Raw genomic sequence first — 20865 nt, 5'->3', positions numbered from 1 at the left:
CTACTTATTAAGAAGTTGCAGCATCTCGAGCAATTTCAGCGTAGTATTCCAGTTGCGCGTGGTAGATTTCAGCCCCATTTTACTTTCGATAAATGAGTTTGATAGCTTAGAATCTGCCGCGCTTTGTGCCAGCTTTAAATACATTATACTGCCCACGGCCTTAAACTCGTCATCGCCGCGGTTAAATTTTTTCATCTGGTCAAGGCCCTGTGTGGTTGCCTCACCGGCCAGGAAGGCCACAAAATATTTTTTTATGCCCGATGGTTCCGGTTCGCGCCCCGTGTAAGGATTGTTGTCTATGGCTTTTATAAGGTCGGCTTCGTCCAGTATAAAGGTAAACACATCGTGGCCATATTCTCTATATAGCAATACCTCGATAGCGCGGCTTATCTTGCCCTTATCGATTTCATCTATGGTAAACACCACGTTGCCGCTTTGTATGTAGGTAGCCACGTTTTTAAATCCGTTTGTCTCCATTAGCTTACGCAGGTGTTCCATTTTAATAATGTTGTGTCCGCTTACGTTTACGGCACGAAATAAGGCAAGATATGAGGGCATGATTATTTGAAATAATGATTAATTACAAATTTATTTAAATTTAATGACCAATAACGTATTTTTGCGCCATGGGAAAAAGAAAAACGACAGAGAAAATTGTTTTTACCAATATTGATGTGCTTGATGCCGGCGCTAAAGGCGTATCGGTAGCCAAGGCGCCCGATGGCAAAGTTATATTTATACCTAATGTAGTGCCGGGCGATGTGGTAGACGTGCAAACATTTAAGAAACGCAAGGCTTATTACGAAGGCAAGGCGGTACATTTTCATGAATACAGTGCAGACAGGGTTATACCCCCGTGCAGGCATTTTGGCGCGTGCGGCGGCTGCAAATGGCAGAATATGCAGTATGAAAAGCAATTATACTATAAAAACCGCGAGGTTTATAACCACCTAAAGCGCATAGGCAAGGTAGAGCTGCCCGAATTTGAGCCTATAAAAGGCAGCAAAAAGCAGTTTTACTACCGTAATAAAATGGAGTTCTCGTTCTCTAACGCGCGCTGGATGACCGATAACGAGATACAGAGCGGCCATGAGTTTACTGACCGCAACGCACTTGGTTTCCACATCCCACGCATGTGGGATAAGATACTCGATATTACCCACTGCCACCTGCAGGAAGACCCAAGCAACCTGATACGCAACGAAGTGCGTGATTTTGCCAATGCCAATAACCTCGCGTTTTTTAACCCCCGCGAGCATACGGGCTTGCTGCGTACGCTTATGCTCCGCACTACCAGCACCGGCGAGGTAATGGTGCTGATACAGTTTTTTGACGATAATAAGGCCGAGCGCGAGCTACTATTAGATCATCTTTACACAAAATTCCCAGGTATAACATCGTTGCAGTATGTGGTAAACCAAAAGGCTAACGACACGCTGTATGACCAGGATATTAAGCTGTACAAAGGCCGCGACTACATCCTGGAAGAGATGGAAGGCCTTACCTTTAAGATAAATGCCAAATCATTTTACCAGACCAATAGCGACCAGGCATATGAGCTGTACAGCATAACCCGCGATTTTGCAGGCCTTACGGGCAATGAGCTGGTGTATGACCTGTATACCGGTACGGGTACCATAGCGCAGTTTGTATCGCGCATGGCAAAGAGAGTGGTAGGGGTAGAGGCAGTACCCGAGGCTATTGCCGATGCAAAGGAAAATGCCAGGCGCAATAATATTACCAATTGTGAGTTTTTTGTAGGGGACATGAAGAATGTTTTTAACGAAGAATTTATTGCCGCAAACGGCTACCCCGATGTAATTATAACCGACCCTCCGCGCGACGGCATGCACAAAGATGTTGTAGAACAGATACTTAAGATAGCCCCGCAAAAAGTGGTATACGTTAGTTGTAACTCGGCTACTCAGGCCCGCGACCTTGCCCTTATGGATGAGGTGTATAAGGTAACCCGCGTGCGCCCTGTAGATATGTTTCCGCAAACACACCATGTAGAAAATGTTGTACTTTTAGAAAAACGATAGATGAAAAAGCTTATAGGCTGTTTACTGTTTTTAACCGCACTGTCATTGTATATGATCAGCTGCGAAAAAGACGACCTTTGCGACCCGCTGATTACTAAAACCCCTAAGATGATAGTGGAGTTTTACAGGGCAGAAAACAGGGAAGAGCCGCAGGTGGTATCAAACCTGCGCTACTTTGTAGAAGGCAGGGACGAAGAGATAGCAGTCGGCAGTACCGACAGTACCGCTGTACCACTGCGTGTAGATGCCACCGCTACAAAATGGGGCTTTAGGCGCGACCGTGTCGTTTCCGGAGGCATTGCTACCGATACCGATTTTGTAGAGTTTAAGTACACAACCCGCGAAGAATATGTGTCGCGCGCGTGTGGTTTTAAAACGCTTTTTACCTTGGATAGCGATATGCCAAACCCTGTGCTTACCGCCGGGGGTGATAACGCATTCTGGATACAAAGTGTGGAGATAGAAAATTATGAGATAGAAAACGAAAATGAAGTACATGTCAAAGTTTATTTTTAGCCTGATTGCTTTCGTTTCGTTTACAGCGCTGGCACAAGACCTGCAGGTAACCCAGATGGATACCGTAGCGGCGCCTGTATCTGTAGTACCCACCGTGCAGCGCTATGGCCTGCGTGTGGGGGTAGACCTCTACAGGCTGAGCCGTGGTTTTTATACCGATGGCTTTACGGGTATAGAGGTAGTGGGCGATTACCGCCTTACTAATAAAATATATGCCGCTGCCGAGTTAGGCACCACCGATTTTACCCAGGATGACGACAGGCTGAATTTTAATACCAAAGGCAGTTACCTTAAGGTAGGATTTGATTATAATGCCTATGATAACTGGCTCGATATGGAAAACATGGTATACGTGGGGTTCCGATACGGATTCTCTACGTTTAGCCACACGCTTAACTCTTATACCATTTACCAGAACAGCGATGTAGCGACAGGAGATGATATAGGCAACTACTTTGATGATGTAACCGTACAGTCTGGCGCACAGTTTGACGGGCTCTCAGCCCACTGGTTAGAATTAGTAAGTGGCGTTAAGGCAGAGTTGTTTAGTAACATTTACCTCGGTTTTAGCGTGCGCCTCAACTTTCTGATAACAGATAAAAAGCCAAATGGTTTTGATAACCTGTACATACCGGGCTTTAATAAAACCTACGGCGGCACCTTTGGCGCCGGTTTTAACTACACGCTTTCTTATTTTATACCTTTGTATAAAAAGAACACAAAACCTGAGGAACTGCCGGCTAAAAAGTAACAATTTATCATTGTAATTTTAGCCTGGTTAATAATGTATGTTACTTATCTTCCACGCCTCTCCTTAATATCTCTTTAATACCCTCTACGTGTTCGGTAAACTGCATGATCTGCGAGAGCATCTGTGCCATTTCATTTTGACCGCCAAAAGATTTTAACTTATTGTTCTTTACAAAGGTTTCTTTTATGGCAGCCCAGCGTTCGGCTTCAGGTTTGTTTAGCGAATTTGTAAGCTCCTTATATTTAAGCAGGTTGGCTTCGGCGGCACTGGTAAGCGTTTGTGTTTCGTTACGGTAATGCGACAGTAGCAGCGTGTCTATCTCAGCGTCATTCATAATCGGTACAACTTTCCCTACCAGTTTGTTCATATCCCTGTACGACCCCTGCAGCCTGAATGGTGGTTCGGTGCGGTAAGCATCCTCCATAGCGGCGGAAGCAATATAAGCAGCATTGGCCTTAAGTACCACATTGCGCACTTTTATTACTTTATCAAGCACGCTTACAAACGTTTCAATTTCCTGCGCTGCGTAATTTCCGGTAAGGTCAATGCCTTCTTTTTTACCGGTTTCCGCCATGGTGACGAAGGCATACAAATCGTCCATATTGCGGGATGCCAGCTGAGCCAGTATCGGGTTAGCCGTGAGCGCGTTTTCTATAAGGCTTAGTTCAAACAGGCTTGCTGTGTTGCCTATCACATCGCCCAGGTTATAAATATCGGCACGGTTTGCAAGCATATCCGGTATGCGGAATTTCTCGCCCGTTTCGGTATAGGGGTTGCCTGCCATCACCACGCAGAAGCGCTTCGACTTCAGGTCGTAGGTTCTGGGCTGGCCGTTATATACACCTTCAATCTTGCGTGTACCATCAGCAAGCGAAATGAATTTCTGTAAAAACTCCGGGCTGCAATGCTGGATGTCATCCAGGTAGAGCATCACGTTATTCCCCATTTCCAGTGCGAGGTTCAGTTTTTTAAGCTCTTCGCGCGCAGCAGAATTCGTAGCCGAAAGCGGGTCAACCGATGTGATGTCATGCCCAATGGCCGGGCCGTTTATCTTCATGAACACAAGGCCAAGCCGGTTTGCCAGGTACTCCATCAGGGTAGTTTTACCATAACCGGGCGGCGAAACCAGCAGTAGCATGCCGCTTCGGTCGGTACGTGTGTTATCTCCGGCTGCGCCAAGCTGTTTTGCAAGGTTATCGCCAAACAGCGGTAAATACACCTGGTCAATAAGCTTGTTACGCACAAATGAGGTAAGCACTTTAGGCAGGAATTCGTTTAGCCGCAACTCATTTTTAAGCTGTAACGTAAGCTGTTGGCGTTCCTTACGGAACGCTTCAAATGCCGGAACATCACACGTAGCATAGTTGTGTAATAGTTTTACAAATTCATGGTAATGAAAGTTATAGCTGCCTTCACTAATAGTAGGGTGTGAACCTGCCAATCCGCTAAGTTTTTCTTCCGGTGAAACAGCAATAGCGGGTTCGGCGTTTTCATTTTTGTATAACAAGAGTGCTGCTAATTCAGCGGCATATTCAACGCTTTCTCCGGATTGTTGTAGCCAGGACACGGCCCATTGCAGCGCAAGGCGAATGGCATTTTCGGCATTTGTGGCATCAGCAATATTGTTTTTAAAACCGGCCGTAGCGCCTTTGCTGTCAAGCGCTTTATAGAAATTTTCGAGTAACTGCTTCGCGCGTAGGCTTACCGAAAATGTGTGTTTCGCCTGAAGTTCTTCAAATAAATAGGCCGCCACTTTTTTGTAATCATATTGATTTATACCCAAATTAAAAGCACCGTTAGCAGCGGCATAGGCTTTAATGTTTTCCGCTAGTTCTTCAATAATGTACTGGTGGCTGTTGCTGTTAGGGAATACCTTTAGTACGCTGCCCGCCGCCTTAATGGAAGCATTGATGGCATTGCGGTTTTCATCACTGAGGCTGTGCCAGTAGAATTGCGCAAACGCCCTTACAGTAGGCGTATAGCGCAACAGGCCCAGTGTATGGTGCTTTACTACCAAAGTTTTAAGGAAGGTAAAAGCATCAGCGTCGTGCACGCCTTTTATATAACCTTCGGTATAGTTTTTAGCGGTTTCTTCGGTAACGATGTTACGCAATGCCTTATCGGTCATGCTGTATAATTCCTGCGCATTATGGCTGTTGAATATCTTCCATGCCAAATATGCGGCCCTATAAACCTGCGCATTTTCGGATATCAAATCCTGGTTCCAGATGTTACGGTAGGAGAGGAGCGTGCTGTCTTTAACCTCCTGGTAAAAATCGGTGCCGGTAAGGTGGTACAGCATGGTATCGTCCTTATATACAATGGTAAGGTCCAGCGGCTGGCGGTTTACGGCAAATTTATGCTTGCCCAGTTTGATGATGTTTTCGCCGTCTTCATACAGTTCGTTGCGGTCTTTCAGCCTGCGTACCGCATCTTCCCGCGCGGATTTTAGTGCGGTTGAAATGGCCTCGGCCTTGCCGCTGTCTTCCAGTGCCTGCAGTTGTTCCTGTATGCCGCGCAGCTTCGAGACCATCAGGTCGCCGGCAAAATAACCGTTTATATCTTCCTGCGATGTAAAGGTAAGCGCTTTGCCCGCAACGCTTTTCAGTATGCGTTCAGCAGCGGTTTGCAGCGCTATGGCTTTTTTGTTGCGCGTTTCGCGAAGGGTATTTTTCTTGGCTTCAAAAGCGTTCTGAATCTCCTCGCGTTTTTCAAGTATCTGCCCGGTAAATTCTTCAAAATCGGCAAAGCGGGCTTCAATTTCTTCCAGCTGTACCGAAATTTTATTCAGCAATTCCTCTGTCTTTTCCGGGGTTGTAGCCCTGTCGAGCGCGTTGGCCACAGCCTGGTCGGCAAGTTTCATCTGTGCGGCAAAATCTGCTATGGCCTCTTTGCCGCCCAGCGCGCTGATGCGGTTTTTTATATCGGCCTTAAGCCTGTTAAGCGTAGCAAATATCAGCGATATGTTATCAATAATGCGCGTGCTCTGCGAGGTATCGTCTATCTTTAAATTGGTAACAATATCTATAAGCATCTCAAGGTCGGCCGTAATGGTACTTACTTCCGCTTCCAGTTTTTTGCCTTCGGCAACGGTGGTAAAACCGTCAAGTTCGCCCTGCTTTTTCTGCACGCGTTCCTGGTAGGGGGCAAGGGCTTTATCATCAAGCAAAAACTGTACGCAATGCTGCGAAATCCGCTCGGTCTCCTCAATTATTCTGGTTTCGAGTGTTTCGATAAACGTAGTATCTACATAGCGAATTTCTTTCAGGCTGATTACTTCGCCACGCAGGGTGCGTAATGCTGCCAGGTTGGCCACAAACACATCGATATTATCAAGCGGGTCTGATTTTATTTTACCAAAAAGCTTATCAGCCTTTTCCTGTGTTTGCCGGGTAATGGCTTTAGCGTTCTGCCGCAGCTGCACTACTTTCTCAAATTCGTCTATCGCGGCATTTGCCGTACTTTTTATTTCTGCCAGCGGAATATTCAGCTCAAAGGTTTCGCTGCTGTTTATCCAGTAATAGGCATCAAGTATGTTTTGCGCCTGGCGGGTAAGGTCGGCATACAAGCCGTCGTAACCATCGTTCTTGCTAAGCAGCGTAATGAGCGCCTGGCTCTCGGCCATGGCTTTTACAATGTCTTTATTGCCTATTTTGTAAATGAGTGTATCCTTGTGTTGCGACGGCAGTATATCGCCTTTTATGAACGGCGTTTGCCAGATTTGCACCACGTGGTTCTTAGTCGGTTCAGCCTCTGCTTTAAAGTAACACAGCTCGCCGTCCTTTAAAATGGTAAAGCCGTTGCAGATGATAGGCGTTTTAATTTCCTGCGAAATAAGGTTGTACGATAATAGCACGTACTGTCCGTGTTTGGCTTCGTAAAAAACATACATAAAGTCTTCGCCGTTCGGCGAAACGATGCGCTCCTGGAACAGCAGCCCCGGCAGGCTGCTCTCGAATATCTTGTACTCGCCTGTTTGCAGGTAATAGCCATCCGAAAATATAATGCCCTGTTGGTCCGGCAGCAATATGGCTGAACTTTTAAGGCTATCTGCTTTTTGTACCTGCTGCAGTTTATGGTTGTAAATAAAATAGCGCGGCTCCTCCTGAAACGGCTTTATTTGCAACGCAATAAGGTTGCCCAGGTCGGCAAATTTAAACGTGCCATCGTCCAGCGTCTGGTCCGGGTGAATCACTTCTTCGTCATACAGGCCTTTGCCTACGGTGGTATTGTCTTCTACCTTAATGGTAAGCGTGCCGCCTACGGTTTCTACGAACACTTTATTAAGTATCGACACGTGCGGATGCAGGCCGTAGCGCTGCATCTCCCGGGTGGTTTCCTGCCAGATAAAATCGTGCTGGGTAGGGAAACGGTACTCGTGGTCGCTGCGGTTGTCTACATATTGTAACGCGCCGTCGGCAATGAGCCATTTAAAGGCCTTAACATCGGTAACGCGTTCGCTAAGCTGGAACACCATATACAGGTACTGCCTGGAAATAAAGAACTTACGGAAATTAGTATCGCGATAGTATTTATATAGATTAGCGAAGTCGAGCAAAAATGTTTCGTCTTCAAGCAGTTCGTAACCAAGGGGCTTAAACTCGCCGCCATCATAACTGTAGAGGCTAAACACGTCTTTAATACCCACATCGGTACGGAGGCCAAAGTGCACGTTATAGCCAAATATGCTGGTTGTACCCACAGTTACAATATCGGCCGGGATACAATTGTTTTCGGTAATAATGCGGTTATTGGCAATGAGCTTCGTTTCGATGCTGCCAAAAACTTCCTTACGCGCTTCATTCAGCTTGCCAAGACGCTCATTGAGGTCTTTTTTCTGGGCTTCGAGACGCGATTGTATGATTTCATAGGTACCACCTTCTAGTGTACTCATGGCGTTAATTTTATAAGGTTGTGGATGCTGTTACAGCAAAAAAATACAACAGGGCAGGGGCTGACCGCTTGCCCTGTTGAAAGGTTGGTTGATTGGTTGGTTTATCGTGTTACCCGAGCTTTTTATCAGAAAGCCCCAGGTTTTTTGCCATGAGCATAAGGTTTGAGAACAAGCCTTTTTCGCCCGTATCGCTGCTGCGCTGCTGCAATTCGAGCAACAGGCCGGCTACCGTAAAGTTCTTTATATCTTCAGATGAGATACCGTACTTATCGGCAAAGCCCTTTACGCGGTCCAGCAGGTTGCCCTGGCCTTCGGCGCTGTCGCCCAAAATGGCTTCTTTAATATCGGTAATGTTTTCAGAATTGTTTACCAGCCTGTCAAAGCCTTTGGCACGGGTTATCTGGCCCACAATCTGGTCAAAGAACATGGTTTCGCCACCCACAATGTCAATTTTCGCTGCTTTAAGCGCCTCGCCAATAACGCTGGCCTGGGCATCGGCAATGTCTTTCTGTATGTTGATGTGCGCAAGGTCAACCTGAAGCTCTTTGTTAAGGCGCAGCTTGAATTCTTCATGCTCTTTGCCCACGCCGTCCAGTTTCTTCATGGCTTCGGCTTTTTCTTCTATGCCACTGGCTTCCGCCGATGCTTTCTCCTTAATGACGCTTGCCTCGGCAATACCCAAATCTTTCTGAGCTTCGGCTTTGGCCTTGATACCGGCAGCTTCGGCGAGGGCTTTCTTCTCGATAATAACCGACTCCACAATACCCTGCCTTTCGTTAGCTTCGGCTTTGGCGTGCATTACCTGCGCTTCAGATAAGCCAAACGTAGCATCTTCTTTAGCTTTGGCTTCGGCCAAAATTTTACGGGCCTCTGCTTCTTTTGCGCTGGCGGCCATACGGGCTTCGGTTTCTATGGTAAGCTCTTCCGCTTTTTGCTTAGCGGCTTCCTTATCGGCTTCGGCTGCCTTTATCTGTCTTATGTACAATTGCTCACTTTCTGCTTCGGCAGCGGTAAGGGTTACTTTTTTCGCCCTGTCGGCGGTTTTAAATGCCTCGATATCCTTCATGTTTTCCTGCTCCTGCACCACGCCTTTTTCCAGCACAACCCTGTCGCGTATCACATCCTGAATGTTTTTGCGCTCTACCTCCACAGCCTTTTCTTTCTCTATCTGGGCGAGGGTTACAATACGCTCCCGTTCGGTCTGCTCCAGGGCGCGGTCTTTTTCTACACGCTCGGTTTCTACGGCTTCGGTACGCTGCTTGTTTTTAAGGGCTACAATTACAAGGCGTTCTTTGTTTTCTTCGGCAACCTGTACCTTCTCTGCAGTGTTTATGCGCGCGGTTTCTGATTTTAGCCGTTCCTCTTCGTTTACCTTGGCAATCTCGGCTTCTTCACGTGCCTTGATGTTGGCTATCTCACGTTTCTGTATTTCTTCTTTTTCGGCTAATTGTCGGTCTAAGGCTAATATCGCTTCACGGGCTTCCACGTCCTGCTTGCGGATGGTTTTTTCCTCATCGCGACGTATCAGGTTGGCCTTAATGTTTTGTGTAGCGGTAAGCTCTGTAATTTTCTTGATACCTTCCGAGTCAAGAATATGGTCTGCCCTTAGCTGCGACAGCGGGGTTTGCTCAAGGTCGTCTATGGCGCAGTCATCGAGAATGTAGCCGTTTAGGTCGGTACCGATGATGGCTATAATCTCTTCGCGGAATTCGCTGCGGGCTTCATACAGCTCTACAAAATCGAACTTCTTACCCACTGTTTTGAGGGCTTCAGAGAATTTAGCATCAAACAGCTCGCGCAATACGTCGATTTCAGAAGCACGTTCGCAGCCTATGGTTTGCGCCACATTGATAATGTCTAGAGTAGATTTATTGATTTTTATGAAAAAAGTAACCTTAATATCTGCACGGATGTTGTCTTTACAGATGAGGCCGTTTGCCCCTGTGCGGAACACATCAAGCTTTTTAACGGAAATGTCCATGATTTCCATTTTGTGCAGTACGGGCACTACAAGGCCGGCATTAAAAAATACCTTGGTACCGCCTGCACCGGTGCGCACGATAACCTTGCCCTGTATGATCTTTTTGTACATGGAAACGATCCATACAAGCAGGCCGATGGTTACGATGATAAGCGCGATCATGGTAACGAGAAGAGAATTTCCTAACATGTTAATTTGAGTATTGGTGTTTTATAATTGATTTGTTTTAATGAATTTGTATTAAAATAACTGGTTGATGACGTATTCAACAGCGCTGATTACGCAATGGGTAATGGTGTAAAGTATTGATATCATAGTTTGTGTTTTGGTTGTTAGTTGATGGTTGTCGGTTGTCGGATTTTAAAAGTCCGACATTTGTTATTTGGATTTTGAGATTGGCTATTTCTCTTAATAATCGAATTTCTCCAGCAAATAGTATTTCTTATCTGTACTTTCGCCCACAATTACCGCCTGCTGGCCGGGTTTCAGTACTTCTTCACTGTGGCTGCGGGCGTAGAGCTTCATCGGGTCGCCGTTTACGGTAAGTTCTATCATGCCGGTTTTATTTTGTGTTGTAGTAGACATTACCGTACACCTGCGCCCCAGGAAGTCGATTTCCGGTTCGCCCTTATGGTTGAATTGCTTGTACAGGTAACCCAATGGCTTGGCAAATAACTTTACAATAAAAAGGCTGGCAATAAAGTTAGGTATCAGCAACAGGAAGCCTAATAAGGTGCTCTCAAAGCCCAGGTAGTACTGCACGTTAACGCCTACCAGCCACATAAAAAAGAATATGATGGTGAGGATGAACATCAGCGGCAACTCATCAAAATTGAAGAACTCGAGCGTCTCCATAAAAAAGCCTTTGTCTACATGGCCGTCGCCGTCAACATCAATGTCTATATCTGCATCTACATCAGCCGAATCAAAATCTACGCTAAACAGGTCCGGGTCCAGGCCCGCGATGATCACCAGCAGCCAGTACACTACCATGATAATGCTCATGACGGTGAAGAAGGCATTTACCGGCGAAAACGAGATTTCTATTAATTCTTTCATTGGCTGTTATTAATTATCACTGGGGCCCGATATGCCCAGCTGCTCCTTAAGCTTTTCCAGTTCGCTAAAGGCTTTGGTCTGGTTTACGTTTACGGCCTTATTAATCTCATCATCAATAGATTTTGAGGAGTTGGCTATATCACCATAGGCTTCTGCAAGAGCTTCTTCCTGGCTTACCTTTTCTTTCATACGCTCCAGCAGGGCTATGGTGCCGTTGCTGTCTATCCTGGCCATTTGCTGGTTAAGGCTCTTAGTGGCATCGGCTACTTTTACACGGCTGCGCAGTATCTTAAGCTCGTTTTCCCACTTGCTTATGTTCTGCTTTATGGTTTGCACATTGGCTTCCATCTGCACCACATTCTGGTCAAACTTTTCCTTGTCGGCTATGGCGCGGTCTTTATTGGCGGCGTTCTCTTCCTTTTTAATCAGGGCTTCGGTAGCAAGGCGGTCGGCCTCGGTGCTATCCATATCGCCTTTCTGTGCTTTTTTTAGCAGGAGCATGGCCTTTTCGTTATAGTCTTCGGTCTTGGCATTATATTCCTCTATCTCGTTTTTGGCACGTATGCTCATGGCCTTTACCTGTGCAAGGGCTTCAAGGGCGGTATCAAGGTCGTCTTTCATATCGCGTATGCCCTGCTCGGTCATTTTAATAGGATCTTCCATATTGTCTATGGCATGGTGCACTTCGGCCTGCCCTATCTTAAAAATCCTTCTTAGAAACTTCATAGCATTACTGTTTTGAAAAATTAATAATCTGTTCAGAATATTCGCTTAGCAACAGGCTGAGCGAATTTAAGGTAGCCTCAAACTCATTGCGATCAAGGTTTTCCAGTTGTAGCGAGTCCCTGAAGATTACTTTACTACCGGTGCCATCAAGCACAAAAGCCCCATGGATGATGTCCCTGTTTTTTTGCAGCAGCGCCTTAAACACATCGGGTGAGCCGGACTTAATTTCAAACAAATACTGCTCAAAAATAATAATAGGGTAGGCCACGCAGATAATAAGGTTCACAATACCGTCCTGCTCGCTGCTCACAATAAAAATACTGTCAGCAGTATTCTCGTGCTTTATTTCGAGCTGAAGGTCAGTCAGGTAGCTTTTTACTACTCCAAAATAGTCTTTCATGTTGTAACGGATGGTTGAATAATGTTATAAAACTCGCTCATTTTGCAGTCAATTACAAGCTAACTTATTATTACTTATAAACAAGCCTCTAAATAATCTGCGCATTCAGCTAATCATATTAGCATAATTATTATATTTGCTCAAATGATTAGTACAAAGATAACAGGTAATTTTATATTTGCAAATAATATTAGCAAAATATTTTTCAGATGTTCGGAAAAAATATAAAAAAAATACGCAGCGTTCATGGACTTAGTCAGCAGCAGTTTGCGGAACTATTTGATTTAAAGCGAGCTACACTTGGTGCTTATGAGGAAGACCGCAGTAACCCCAAGATAGATACTGTACTAAAAATTGCTAACCATTTTAGTATTGCGCTTGAAGAATTGCTCACAAAAGAGCTTACTGTTAACCAGCTCCTGCATTTTAATGAGGCGATAACTACGGGATCCGGGGTTAATGAATGCGCTTCATTTCCCGGTATACTTTGTATTACTGAGGAAGGAAAGCACAATTTTATAGCAAATTTTACCGATGCCAATAGTATTAGCAGCCTGCAACTGCCCGTTATCTGCCTGCCGGAAACTTCGGCGGATGATAAGCTGGCGTATGTAGTAGACGACCTTACCATGAGCGGTACAGGCGGCTTTTTACCCAAAGATGTAGTTGTGGGCAGCCTGGTTGCCGAAAGTGAATACGCCAGTGCGAATGGCCAACTGGTGCTGGTACTTACGGGAACACATATTTATTTTCGCCAGTTTATTTTTCAGGGGGAAATGGCCGTGCTCAAGGCGAGCCATCATGGCGTAGAGCCTATAGCGCTTGCTGTTAAGGAAATAAAAGCACTGTGGCAGGTGGTGCATTACTTTCGCTACACGTTGCCCACTGGCGAAAACGAACTGGAGCAGCGCCTCGCCCAGCTTGAAAATACAATTTCGGCACTGCGTAAAGCGCCGGGATGGTAGCATTAGCAATATAAACACTTTAGGCGTTTGCCTTCGGTTTTTAGTATTTTGTTATACTTTTCCTGTTGTGTTTTTTAGTAACTTGCACGCTTTGTTTTAAAGCAGGGCTGCCTGCTTTACTTAAACACACCATTTAATGACACTAACCATATTAGGCTGTTACGCGGCCACCCCACGCACGCTTACTAACCCTACATCGCAGGTACTTGAAATAAAAAACCGTATGTTCCTTATCGATTGCGGCGAGGGCACGCAGGTACAACTCCGTAAACATAAGATAAAATTTGGCAAAATAAACCAGGTCTTTATCTCGCACCTGCACGGCGACCATTTTTACGGGCTTATAGGACTTATCTCTACGTTTGCGCTGCTGGGCCGCAAAAACGACCTGCACATATATGGCCCTAAGGGGATTAAAGAAGTTATATTGCTGCTTCTTAAAGTATCTAACAGCTGGACATCATACAACCTGTATTTCCACGAACTGGAAAGCAAGGAGCCTGAAGTTATTTTTGAAGATGACAAGGTTAAGGTAACTACTATACCGCTAAGGCACCGCGTGTACACTAACGGCTACCTTTTTGAAGAAAAAAATATTGAGCGTAAGCTGAATATAGAGGCCGTAGAAAATTATGGTATTGATGTGGTTTATTACAACAAAATAAAATACGGCGGCGATATTACGCTTGACAGCGGCGAAATAGTGCCTAACGGACTGCTTACGTTTGACCCGCCCCCGGCTAAAAGCTATGCCTTTTGCAGTGACACCACTTATCTGGAAAGCATCATACCTATTATTAAAGATGTAGATGTATTGTACCACGAAAGTACCTTTTTGCAAAGCGAAGAGCACTACTGCGAAACCACCATGCACAGTACCGCAAAACAGGCCGCGACCATAGCATTAAAGGCAAACGTGGGCAGGCTTATACTGGGGCATTACTCCACACGCTATGAATCTATTGAACTCTTTAAGCAGGAAGCCATTACCGTTTTTGAGAATACGGAGCTTGCTAACGACGGTAAGGTATTTGACTTAGATTAAGGTTTCGGGCAGTTGCCCAGGCACAGTACATTGGCGCCCAGTTTTTCTTCTTTAATACGCTCCAGCTTTTTATCAAGCACGGTAACGCTTATTTCTACCGAACCTGTACCTACCGTGCCCGACAGTATATGCCCGCCATGTGCCGTAAAATCTTTACCCGTTACCACCCCGTGCGCATGGATTGACGGTTTACCGTTTTGCCAGGCAATGCTGCCGGTTAGTGAGGCAAGTTCCATATCCTTAAACGCCTTGGGGTTATATGCCTGGTTTTAAAGTCGAAAAATCCGAAGGTTATATTCACAAAGCCTAAGCCGGTAAAAGTAGCCGCCGGTACGTTTTCGTCAACTGCCATTTTTTCTATTTCCTGCAAAATAATATCGCCCTGACGCAGTACCATAAGGTAACCGTGTGGCACTTTTATATAGCGTTCAGTTGCAGGTTGTTGATTTTGGGCTGGTGCATACATTAATATAAGTAGTAAGAATAAAATGTATAGGTTTTTCATAACAATCTATCATAATTCTACTAAAGGTAGGCGCAATAATTTTACTTTCTTATTAATGGGTCGTTAATTAGCAGTTAAATATATACTACCGGTATTTAGCTTTTATTTAATAGATTTTTGTGCAATATTTAAAAATATGTTACTAATTTAGAGAATGAAAATAATTACTTTATAAATTACCTAATGCTATTGTGATGGAAAGGATAATGAATACAAACATCAGGAAAAACGACAGTGCAACCATATCTTTTATGGTGGCAGCCGCCGAAATTGACAAAAGCGTAAAAGGCGCGGAAGAAGTTTCGTGCAGCCTTCAGCTTAAAAACCTTTTAAAGACAAATGTTAAGCTTTTAAAGCTTAATGAAATTAGTTCCATAATACTTTTTTAAAATAAATCTGCTTTTTGAACAATCAACTACTTAAAAGTAATGTACGCGTAAAATTGAATTTTTTCGCGAAAGGCAGGCCCGGGAGTAAGCTGACAGTGTTAAGAAACTTTAGTATTTAATTAGCATATCCTTACCAATGGCGCACGGGTTAAATGGGCATCTTTGTAAAACAAAACCCATAACACCTTATCGCCATGAAAAACAATATCGACTTAGCAACCATTAAAAATTTTATAGCTAATAACGCCCTTACCGAAAATGTAATGCTCATGCTGCACCCGTCTAACTTTGATAAACTCATAATTAAAGGGACGAAAAGGGCGAAAGCACTGTGCATTTCGGGCATCAATATAATAGCCGACAACAATGGCGAAGTTAAGGAAGGCGAAATTGACGTACTTGAAGTAAAGTTTAATTAAAACGCCCAAGCTTACTTACTAAAAAACGCTGCCCTGATAAGGCAGCGTTTTTTAGTCGATATACTCACATTTAAGGGTAAACCGGTAAATAAGGTCCTGATAAGTAACAGTGTCAATTAGCTTACTAAATAATCCTTCGCCTTTGTTTTGGTTTGTATAGGCAATAGTAAATGCAGTAAGTTTTCCTTTATTATAGCTTTCTTTTATATAGGCACGGTACAAATTTACACCTGCCTGTGATTTTAGCAACGGATCACCATCGTCAAATACAATATCCGTTTCTAACGTTTTACTGATGTTTTTACTTGTCCTGGAGATGTTTAAATTATATTTCCCGCAATTTGTGGTAGTGAGGGATTTGTATTTAACATCGCCGCTTTCCCTTGAAATAACAATGTCTTCCCGTTCGGTAAACCTGTTTCCCTCCGGATTTGTCATGGTATTGTAAAAGCCCATATAAATATACTCATCGGAATAGGTCATGGTACGTTTGCCGGAATAATTTTTACCCAGCGTCTGTATTTTACCTGATTCGCCGTAGTGCAAAATATTTTTAATATTCTCCACATCAATGTCCATGAATAAATTCTTTTCCGTAACCAAGTCTATAATGGTGTTGCTCTTTTTAGCCTTATACTTTAACACCCATTGGTTCACTTTCACCGAGTCTTTTATCATACCATATAAATAAATCGAATCTACATTTACAAGGTGTTTCTGTTCAATTTCAAGCTTTTTTTCAAGCAAAAATTTAAAATCCTCCTTACTTCCTTTTAATACATAGTTACCATCTGCTAAAAAATTAAGGCCTTTTGTAAGTACCGTGCTTTTTGCATGTTCGCTGTAGTAATCAAGATGGTCTTTATAGCGTAGTGATTTTTGCTGTGCGTTAGTGTAAACAGACGCAAACAGCAGTAAGGATAAGGATAGTATTTTATGCATTGAGTTTTAAAGTTATTTTAAATAAAAGTTCCGGCCTCACCCCAAACCCGCTCTTAAGGAGAGGGAAGGTTTATTCATAAGGTTTCAAACAGAAAATAGTCACAATTTTATAGCAATAGCTACTGCAAATCCTTAATTAAGCCTGTAGATCCGCCAGGTAGTCCTTCCACATACATTTCGTTGCCAAAACGCTTCATATTTTTACTGTCTTTAAACAGGCGCAGGGCAGGTGCATCGTCAGGCGCGTGCCTGCCGCCCCCGGTTATCAGGCTAATTGCTTTTGCGTATAATGGCTCCGCTGGGTTGCCCAGCACGCCCAGGTTACCAAAGTCTTCGTTTTGCCCGGCATCAGGTTCAATGCCGTTGCTGTAATTGCCAAAGTTATTTTTGTTAAGCACACGCAGCACAATAGGCTGCATGGCATAGCGGTGGCTGCCGCTGCGGTGGCTTGCCGTAAAATCGGGCGAATCATATAACGTTACCGACCCTACATTTTTACCTACAGTAGTAGACCCTATTACCGTTACATCTATATACGGCTTGAGGCAGTTTATAACCAGTTCGCTTGCCGAAGCCGTACTTCCTGTAGCCAGTATATAAACTTTATTAAGGTTCAGGCTGTTTATTGCAGTGCCGTTAGCCAGCTGGTTTGCAAACTTATTTTCAAGTGCTTCGGGCGAATTGTCTTCATAATAAGCCTGTAACTTATCGTTCCACTGTTCTTTAGCAAACAGCTGCCCGTTAAACTGCCCGGTTATCATACTTGCCAGGTAGGTGGCAGTGCGCACAGAGCCGCCGCCGTTATAACGAAGGTCCAGTACCAGGTCCGTTACCCCGGCCGCTGCAAATTCGCCAAAGGCTGCATTAAGCTGGGTGTCATAGTTGCTGTAAAAACCGTTATACATCAGGTACCCTATTTTGTGGCTGCCGCTGGTATACGTATTGGCTATATACACCGGGTTTTCGCTGTATTCGGTCCTGGTTAGCGATACATCGTGCCCGTTTGGCGTCAGGGTACCGTTATTATAGTCGGCAAAGTTTAGCGTATAGTTGTCCTGCGATAGCAGGCTCTGGTAATTATTTACATTGAGTGGGGTACCGTTAACGGCATAAAAAATGTCGCCGCGCTGAATGTCTTTACCTGCCGCGTCGCTGCCGGGCATTATGTAACGCACATAGCCAAAAATATCGGTAGTGCTACCCGGAACATATACAAGGCCGAACTCGGCACCCGTACTTTTACTTACACCCTGTAATGCATTTTCCAGTACGAGAAAATCAGAAAACAACACACTCCACCTGTCTACCGGGTTGCCTGATGCATCCTCGCGGTATATAAGGCTTTCAAAAAGTTCCTCGGGGTTCTGGTAGGTTTCCAGGAATGCGTTAAGCTGGCCCTGGTTGCTAAAGCGGCCGTCGGCCAGGTTAGGTATATTTTCCTGGTACAGGTAGTACAGGTTAAGGCCCTTCCATATAAAATCGTTTACGGGTACGGCGTTGTCGTCCTGGTCTTCACACGACTGCAGCGTTATAGCGCCCAGTACCAGCGAAAACAGTAATAGTCCAATCTTTTTCATGCAGCTTTTTAGTATTAAAACGTAAATTTAAATAATTTTAATATCAATGTAACAAAAATAATACCTAATCGTCTTGCTTGTATAGAACCAGTAATAACAACCAGTAAAAATGAACCAGGCGGAGTTTATTAAAGTCATATCCCCGTTTAAGGACAAGGTGTTCCGGCTGGCACGGCGGCTGCTGGTAAGTACCGAGGAAGCCGAGGACGCCACCCAGGAGGTGCTTGTAAAGTTATGGAACAACCGCGAGAAGCTAAGCGGCTACAGCAGCGTAGAGGCAATGGCCATGACCATGACAAAAAATTACAGCCTGGATCGCCTTAAAAGCAAACAGGCAGGCGAAATGAGGATAGTACATTCTAATTACAGCGACCGCCAGGCAGGATTGCAGCAACAGGCAGAAGACCGCGACAGCTTGCAGTGGGCCGAGAAGATAATGCAGCAGCTGCCAGAACAGCAGCGGATGATAATACAACTGCGCGATATAGAAGAATATGAGTTTACAGAAATTGCTAAAATAATGGACATGAATGAAACCGCGGTGCGGGTAGCCCTGAGCAGGGCACGCAAAACACTACGGGAAGAAATGACAAAAACACATAGCTATGGAATTAAGAAGAATTGAAAAACTGATAGAAAAGTATTTAGAAGCCGAAACGACTACAGCTGAGGAGCGGGAGCTAAAACAATACTTTGCGCAGGCAGATGTGGCGCCACAGCTGCAGCACTATACGGCAATGTTTGCTTACTTTAAGCAGGAAGCTACCGGAAGCTTTACAAAACAAATGCCGCTTAAACGCAAAATAAACTACACACGGTGGGTTCCTGCCGCGGCCAGTGTAGTACTTGTGGCAGGCATGTTTGCATGGTATACCGCAAACCAGCCTTCCGATGACCTGGGTACGTATGATACGCCCGAAGAGGCTTTCGCAGAAACGCAGAAGGCGCTTAATATGCTCTCAAAAAATGTAAATGTGGGGGTAAACAGTATTAATTACATAGGAGAATACGAAGAAACAAGAAAAACAATTTTTAAAGAATAACCAAGATGAAAAAGTTTATAATCACCGCGCTAATTGCAGCCATGCCGCTTGCAGGCTTTGCACAATCTGAATTTGAGAAGTTTCAAAATGTAGCCGGCATAGAGTCGGTAGCCATAAGCGGCAGTTTTTTTGACATGGCCGATAGCTTTAAAGCCGAGGCAAAAGATGAAAAGGCAAAAAAATACCTCGACATGATTAAAGATGTCGATAACTTTAAAATACTGAGTACCTCTGAAGAAAAGCACATTAAATCGCTTAAGAAGGCCATGGCCTCTTACCTAAAAAAAGACAGGCTTGAGCCGATGTTTAGTGTAAATGGCGACGGGGCAAAGTTTCAGTTGTTTGTAAAAGAAGGGGCGGGCAAGCTAAAAGAAGCGCTTGTTTCGGTAGAAGATAAAGAAGGCAAGCTGGTTGTAATTACCTTTAGCGGAAATATTGACCTTAAGGGTATGAAAGACCTGCAGTAACCGCCCGAAAAAAGATTTTAAAAAGAAAAATTAATAATACTAAAATGAAAAAGTTATTTATAGCACTATTACTCGGCCTGTTACCGGCCATGATGCTTGCACAGGCTACTGCCTTTACAAAGTTTGAAGACAGGACCGGCATTACATCAGTAATAGTAAACAAAAAGATGTTCCAGCTGATAGGCGAAATGAAGATGGACCCTAAGGATAAGGATGTGCAGCAGTACCAGAGCCTGGTAAAAAAACTGGATAACCTGCGGGTGTTTACCACCAGCAATGCCAAACTTACCGGTGAAATGAAGGCTACTGTAGACAGCTACCTGAAATCGAACCCGCTTGATGAACTGATGCGTGTAAACAGCGAAGGCAATACCATAAAAATTTATGTAAAGCAGGGCGCTACCACAACCCAGTTAAAAGAGCTGCTGATGTTTATAGACGGCGGCAAAGGCGATACGGTACTGATGTCGCTAACCGGCACATTTGACCTGAACGATATATCGGTACTTACCGATAAGATGAACCTGCCCGGTGGCCCCGCCCTTAAAAAAGCCTCTAAAAAATAAGTTTTATGATACGATTTTTTTATATACTCGCAGCGGCAGCCATAGCACTGCTTTCATCATGCAGCAGCGAGCCTACCATGCAAAGGTATTTTGTGGAAAAAAGTGAGGCTAAAGGCTTTATGGCGGTTGATATAGGCAAGAGCATCCTGAAAACGGACAAGCTTAACCTTACTGCCGGCCAAAAAGAGGCGCTTGCATCGGTAGAGCATGTTAACGTGCTGTTTTTTAAGGCAGACAGCCTTAACGGCAAAGAATATGAAACCCAGGTAGCCGAGGTAAAATCGCTGCTAAAGACCGATGCGTATGATGAGCTGATTAAATTTAACCACGATGGTATGGGCGGCTCGGTAAACACAAAAGGCGCCGGCGAGCATATTAAAGAATTTGTTATCTATTTCCGGAATGAGGGTACCGGTTTTGGCCTGGTACGCGTTACAGGTAATGATATGACACCAGCTAATGTATTTACCATAGGCCAGATACTTCAACAATCGGGCTTTGACGATACCCAGATGGCACCGCTTAAGCAGTTGTTTGCCGCTAATGTTGCCAAATAGTATTTTATAAAGAATAAACTC

22 protein-coding genes are annotated in these 20865 nt (G+C 44.5%); 12 read left to right on the top strand and 10 right to left on the bottom strand.

Translation table 11 applies throughout. The annotated features are described in order from the left end of the window. Positions 1 to 558: a DUF1697 domain-containing protein gene (locus tag ACLI09_RS06095; protein WP_411418711.1), complete on the bottom strand. Its 558-nt coding sequence runs from the start codon at positions 556 to 558 to the stop codon at positions 1 to 3. Positions 559 to 626: 68 nt separating this feature from the next. Between ACLI09_RS06095 and rlmD the strand changes: the two genes are divergently transcribed. The 3 genes from rlmD to ACLI09_RS06080 are packed head-to-tail and all read left to right on the top strand — an operon-like array spanning position 627 to position 3309. Next, entirely contained in the window at positions 627 to 2042 is a 1416-nt protein-coding gene (gene rlmD / locus ACLI09_RS06090; protein ID WP_411418710.1) for a 23S rRNA (uracil(1939)-C(5))-methyltransferase RlmD, read from the top strand. Beyond that, positions 2043 to 2558 (top strand): DUF6452 family protein, encoded by a 516-nt coding sequence (locus tag ACLI09_RS06085; RefSeq protein WP_411418709.1) that lies wholly within the window; start codon positions 2043 to 2045, stop codon positions 2556 to 2558. It begins immediately after the preceding gene. Next, a complete protein-coding gene (locus tag ACLI09_RS06080; protein WP_411418708.1) occupies positions 2539 to 3309 on the top strand; it encodes a DUF6048 family protein in 771 nt (256 codons plus the stop codon). The genes ACLI09_RS06085 and ACLI09_RS06080 overlap by 20 nt, the downstream gene beginning before the upstream one ends. Before the next feature lie 40 nt (positions 3310 to 3349). Here the strand turns inward: ACLI09_RS06080 and ACLI09_RS06075 are convergent, their stop codons facing one another. From ACLI09_RS06075 to ACLI09_RS06055, 5 genes are all read right to left on the bottom strand, one after another. Continuing rightward, entirely contained in the window at positions 3350 to 8203 is a 4854-nt protein-coding gene (locus tag ACLI09_RS06075; protein WP_411418707.1) for a DNA repair ATPase, read from the bottom strand. 109 nt (positions 8204 to 8312) lie between these two features. Then, a complete protein-coding gene (locus ACLI09_RS06070; protein WP_411418706.1) occupies positions 8313 to 10373 on the bottom strand; it encodes a flotillin family protein in 2061 nt (686 codons plus the stop codon). 219 nt (positions 10374 to 10592) lie between these two features. Beyond that, the gene (locus ACLI09_RS06065) at positions 10593 to 11243 is read right to left on the bottom strand and encodes a hypothetical protein (protein ID WP_411418705.1); all 651 of its coding nucleotides are present in this window, start codon (positions 11241 to 11243) and stop codon (positions 10593 to 10595) included. 9 nt (positions 11244 to 11252) lie between these two features. Then, positions 11253 to 11969: a PspA/IM30 family protein gene (locus ACLI09_RS06060; RefSeq protein WP_411418704.1), complete on the bottom strand. Its 717-nt coding sequence runs from the start codon at positions 11967 to 11969 to the stop codon at positions 11253 to 11255. 4 nt (positions 11970 to 11973) lie between these two features. Continuing rightward, on the bottom strand, positions 11974 to 12369 hold the full coding sequence (locus tag ACLI09_RS06055) for a molecular chaperone Tir (protein WP_411418703.1): 396 nt from the start codon (positions 12367 to 12369) through the stop codon (positions 11974 to 11976). Positions 12370 to 12578: 209 nt separating this feature from the next. On the opposite strand from ACLI09_RS06055, the gene ACLI09_RS06050 reads away from it, so the two are divergent. Next, positions 12579 to 13334 (top strand): helix-turn-helix transcriptional regulator, encoded by a 756-nt coding sequence (locus ACLI09_RS06050; RefSeq protein WP_411418702.1) that lies wholly within the window; start codon positions 12579 to 12581, stop codon positions 13332 to 13334. Positions 13335 to 13470: 136 nt separating this feature from the next. Continuing rightward, positions 13471 to 14379, top strand: a complete 909-nt coding sequence (locus ACLI09_RS06045; protein ID WP_411418701.1) for a ribonuclease Z — start codon at positions 13471 to 13473, stop codon at positions 14377 to 14379. Here ACLI09_RS06045 and ACLI09_RS06040 read toward each other — a convergent pair. Further along, positions 14376 to 14615: a PCC domain-containing protein gene (locus ACLI09_RS06040; RefSeq protein ID WP_411418700.1), complete on the bottom strand. Its 240-nt coding sequence runs from the start codon at positions 14613 to 14615 to the stop codon at positions 14376 to 14378. The two genes, ACLI09_RS06045 and ACLI09_RS06040, sit on opposite strands and share 4 nt — an antisense overlap. After that, entirely contained in the window at positions 14597 to 14884 is a 288-nt protein-coding gene (locus tag ACLI09_RS06035) for a hypothetical protein (protein ID WP_411418699.1), read from the bottom strand. The genes ACLI09_RS06040 and ACLI09_RS06035 overlap by 19 nt, the downstream gene beginning before the upstream one ends. 194 nt (positions 14885 to 15078) lie before the next feature. On the opposite strand from ACLI09_RS06035, the gene ACLI09_RS06030 reads away from it, so the two are divergent. Together ACLI09_RS06030 and ACLI09_RS06025 are read left to right on the top strand one after the other, a co-directional pair. Beyond that, positions 15079 to 15273: a hypothetical protein gene (locus tag ACLI09_RS06030; RefSeq protein ID WP_411418698.1), complete on the top strand. Its 195-nt coding sequence runs from the start codon at positions 15079 to 15081 to the stop codon at positions 15271 to 15273. Positions 15274 to 15467: 194 nt separating this feature from the next. Continuing rightward, positions 15468 to 15692, top strand: a complete 225-nt coding sequence (locus ACLI09_RS06025) for a hypothetical protein (protein ID WP_411418697.1) — start codon at positions 15468 to 15470, stop codon at positions 15690 to 15692. Positions 15693 to 15743: 51 nt separating this feature from the next. Here the strand turns inward: ACLI09_RS06025 and ACLI09_RS06020 are convergent, their stop codons facing one another. Both ACLI09_RS06020 and ACLI09_RS06015 read right to left on the bottom strand, forming a co-directional pair. Further along, positions 15744 to 16634: a hypothetical protein gene (locus tag ACLI09_RS06020; protein WP_411418696.1), complete on the bottom strand. Its 891-nt coding sequence runs from the start codon at positions 16632 to 16634 to the stop codon at positions 15744 to 15746. Between the two features lie 119 nt (positions 16635 to 16753). Next, the gene (locus ACLI09_RS06015; protein WP_411418695.1) at positions 16754 to 18211 is read right to left on the bottom strand and encodes a S41 family peptidase; all 1458 of its coding nucleotides are present in this window, start codon (positions 18209 to 18211) and stop codon (positions 16754 to 16756) included. Between the two features lie 109 nt (positions 18212 to 18320). Here ACLI09_RS06015 and ACLI09_RS06010 point away from each other — a divergent pair, with 109 nt between their 5' ends. The 5 genes from ACLI09_RS06010 to ACLI09_RS05990 are packed head-to-tail and all read left to right on the top strand — an operon-like array spanning position 18321 to position 20844. Next, positions 18321 to 18836 (top strand): RNA polymerase sigma factor, encoded by a 516-nt coding sequence (locus ACLI09_RS06010; protein WP_411418694.1) that lies wholly within the window; start codon positions 18321 to 18323, stop codon positions 18834 to 18836. Beyond that, positions 18817 to 19254, top strand: a complete 438-nt coding sequence (locus ACLI09_RS06005; protein WP_411418693.1) for a hypothetical protein — start codon at positions 18817 to 18819, stop codon at positions 19252 to 19254. The genes ACLI09_RS06010 and ACLI09_RS06005 overlap by 20 nt, the downstream gene beginning before the upstream one ends. 5 nt (positions 19255 to 19259) lie before the next feature. Further along, positions 19260 to 19721, top strand: a complete 462-nt coding sequence (locus ACLI09_RS06000; RefSeq protein WP_411418692.1) for a DUF4252 domain-containing protein — start codon at positions 19260 to 19262, stop codon at positions 19719 to 19721. A 44-nt stretch (positions 19722 to 19765) separates the two neighbouring features. Next, entirely contained in the window at positions 19766 to 20287 is a 522-nt protein-coding gene (locus ACLI09_RS05995; protein WP_411418691.1) for a DUF4252 domain-containing protein, read from the top strand. 5 nt (positions 20288 to 20292) lie between these two features. Further along, positions 20293 to 20844: a DUF4252 domain-containing protein gene (locus ACLI09_RS05990; protein ID WP_411418690.1), complete on the top strand. Its 552-nt coding sequence runs from the start codon at positions 20293 to 20295 to the stop codon at positions 20842 to 20844. Positions 20845 to 20865 lie beyond the last annotated feature (21 nt).

The sequence above is a fragment of the Flavobacterium sp. RHBU_24 genome (assembly GCF_046613695.1).
GTDB lineage: Bacteria > Bacteroidota > Bacteroidia > Flavobacteriales > Flavobacteriaceae > Flavobacterium.
Note: the sequence above shows the minus strand (reverse complement) of the source record. Positions and strands in the feature narration are given on the sequence as shown.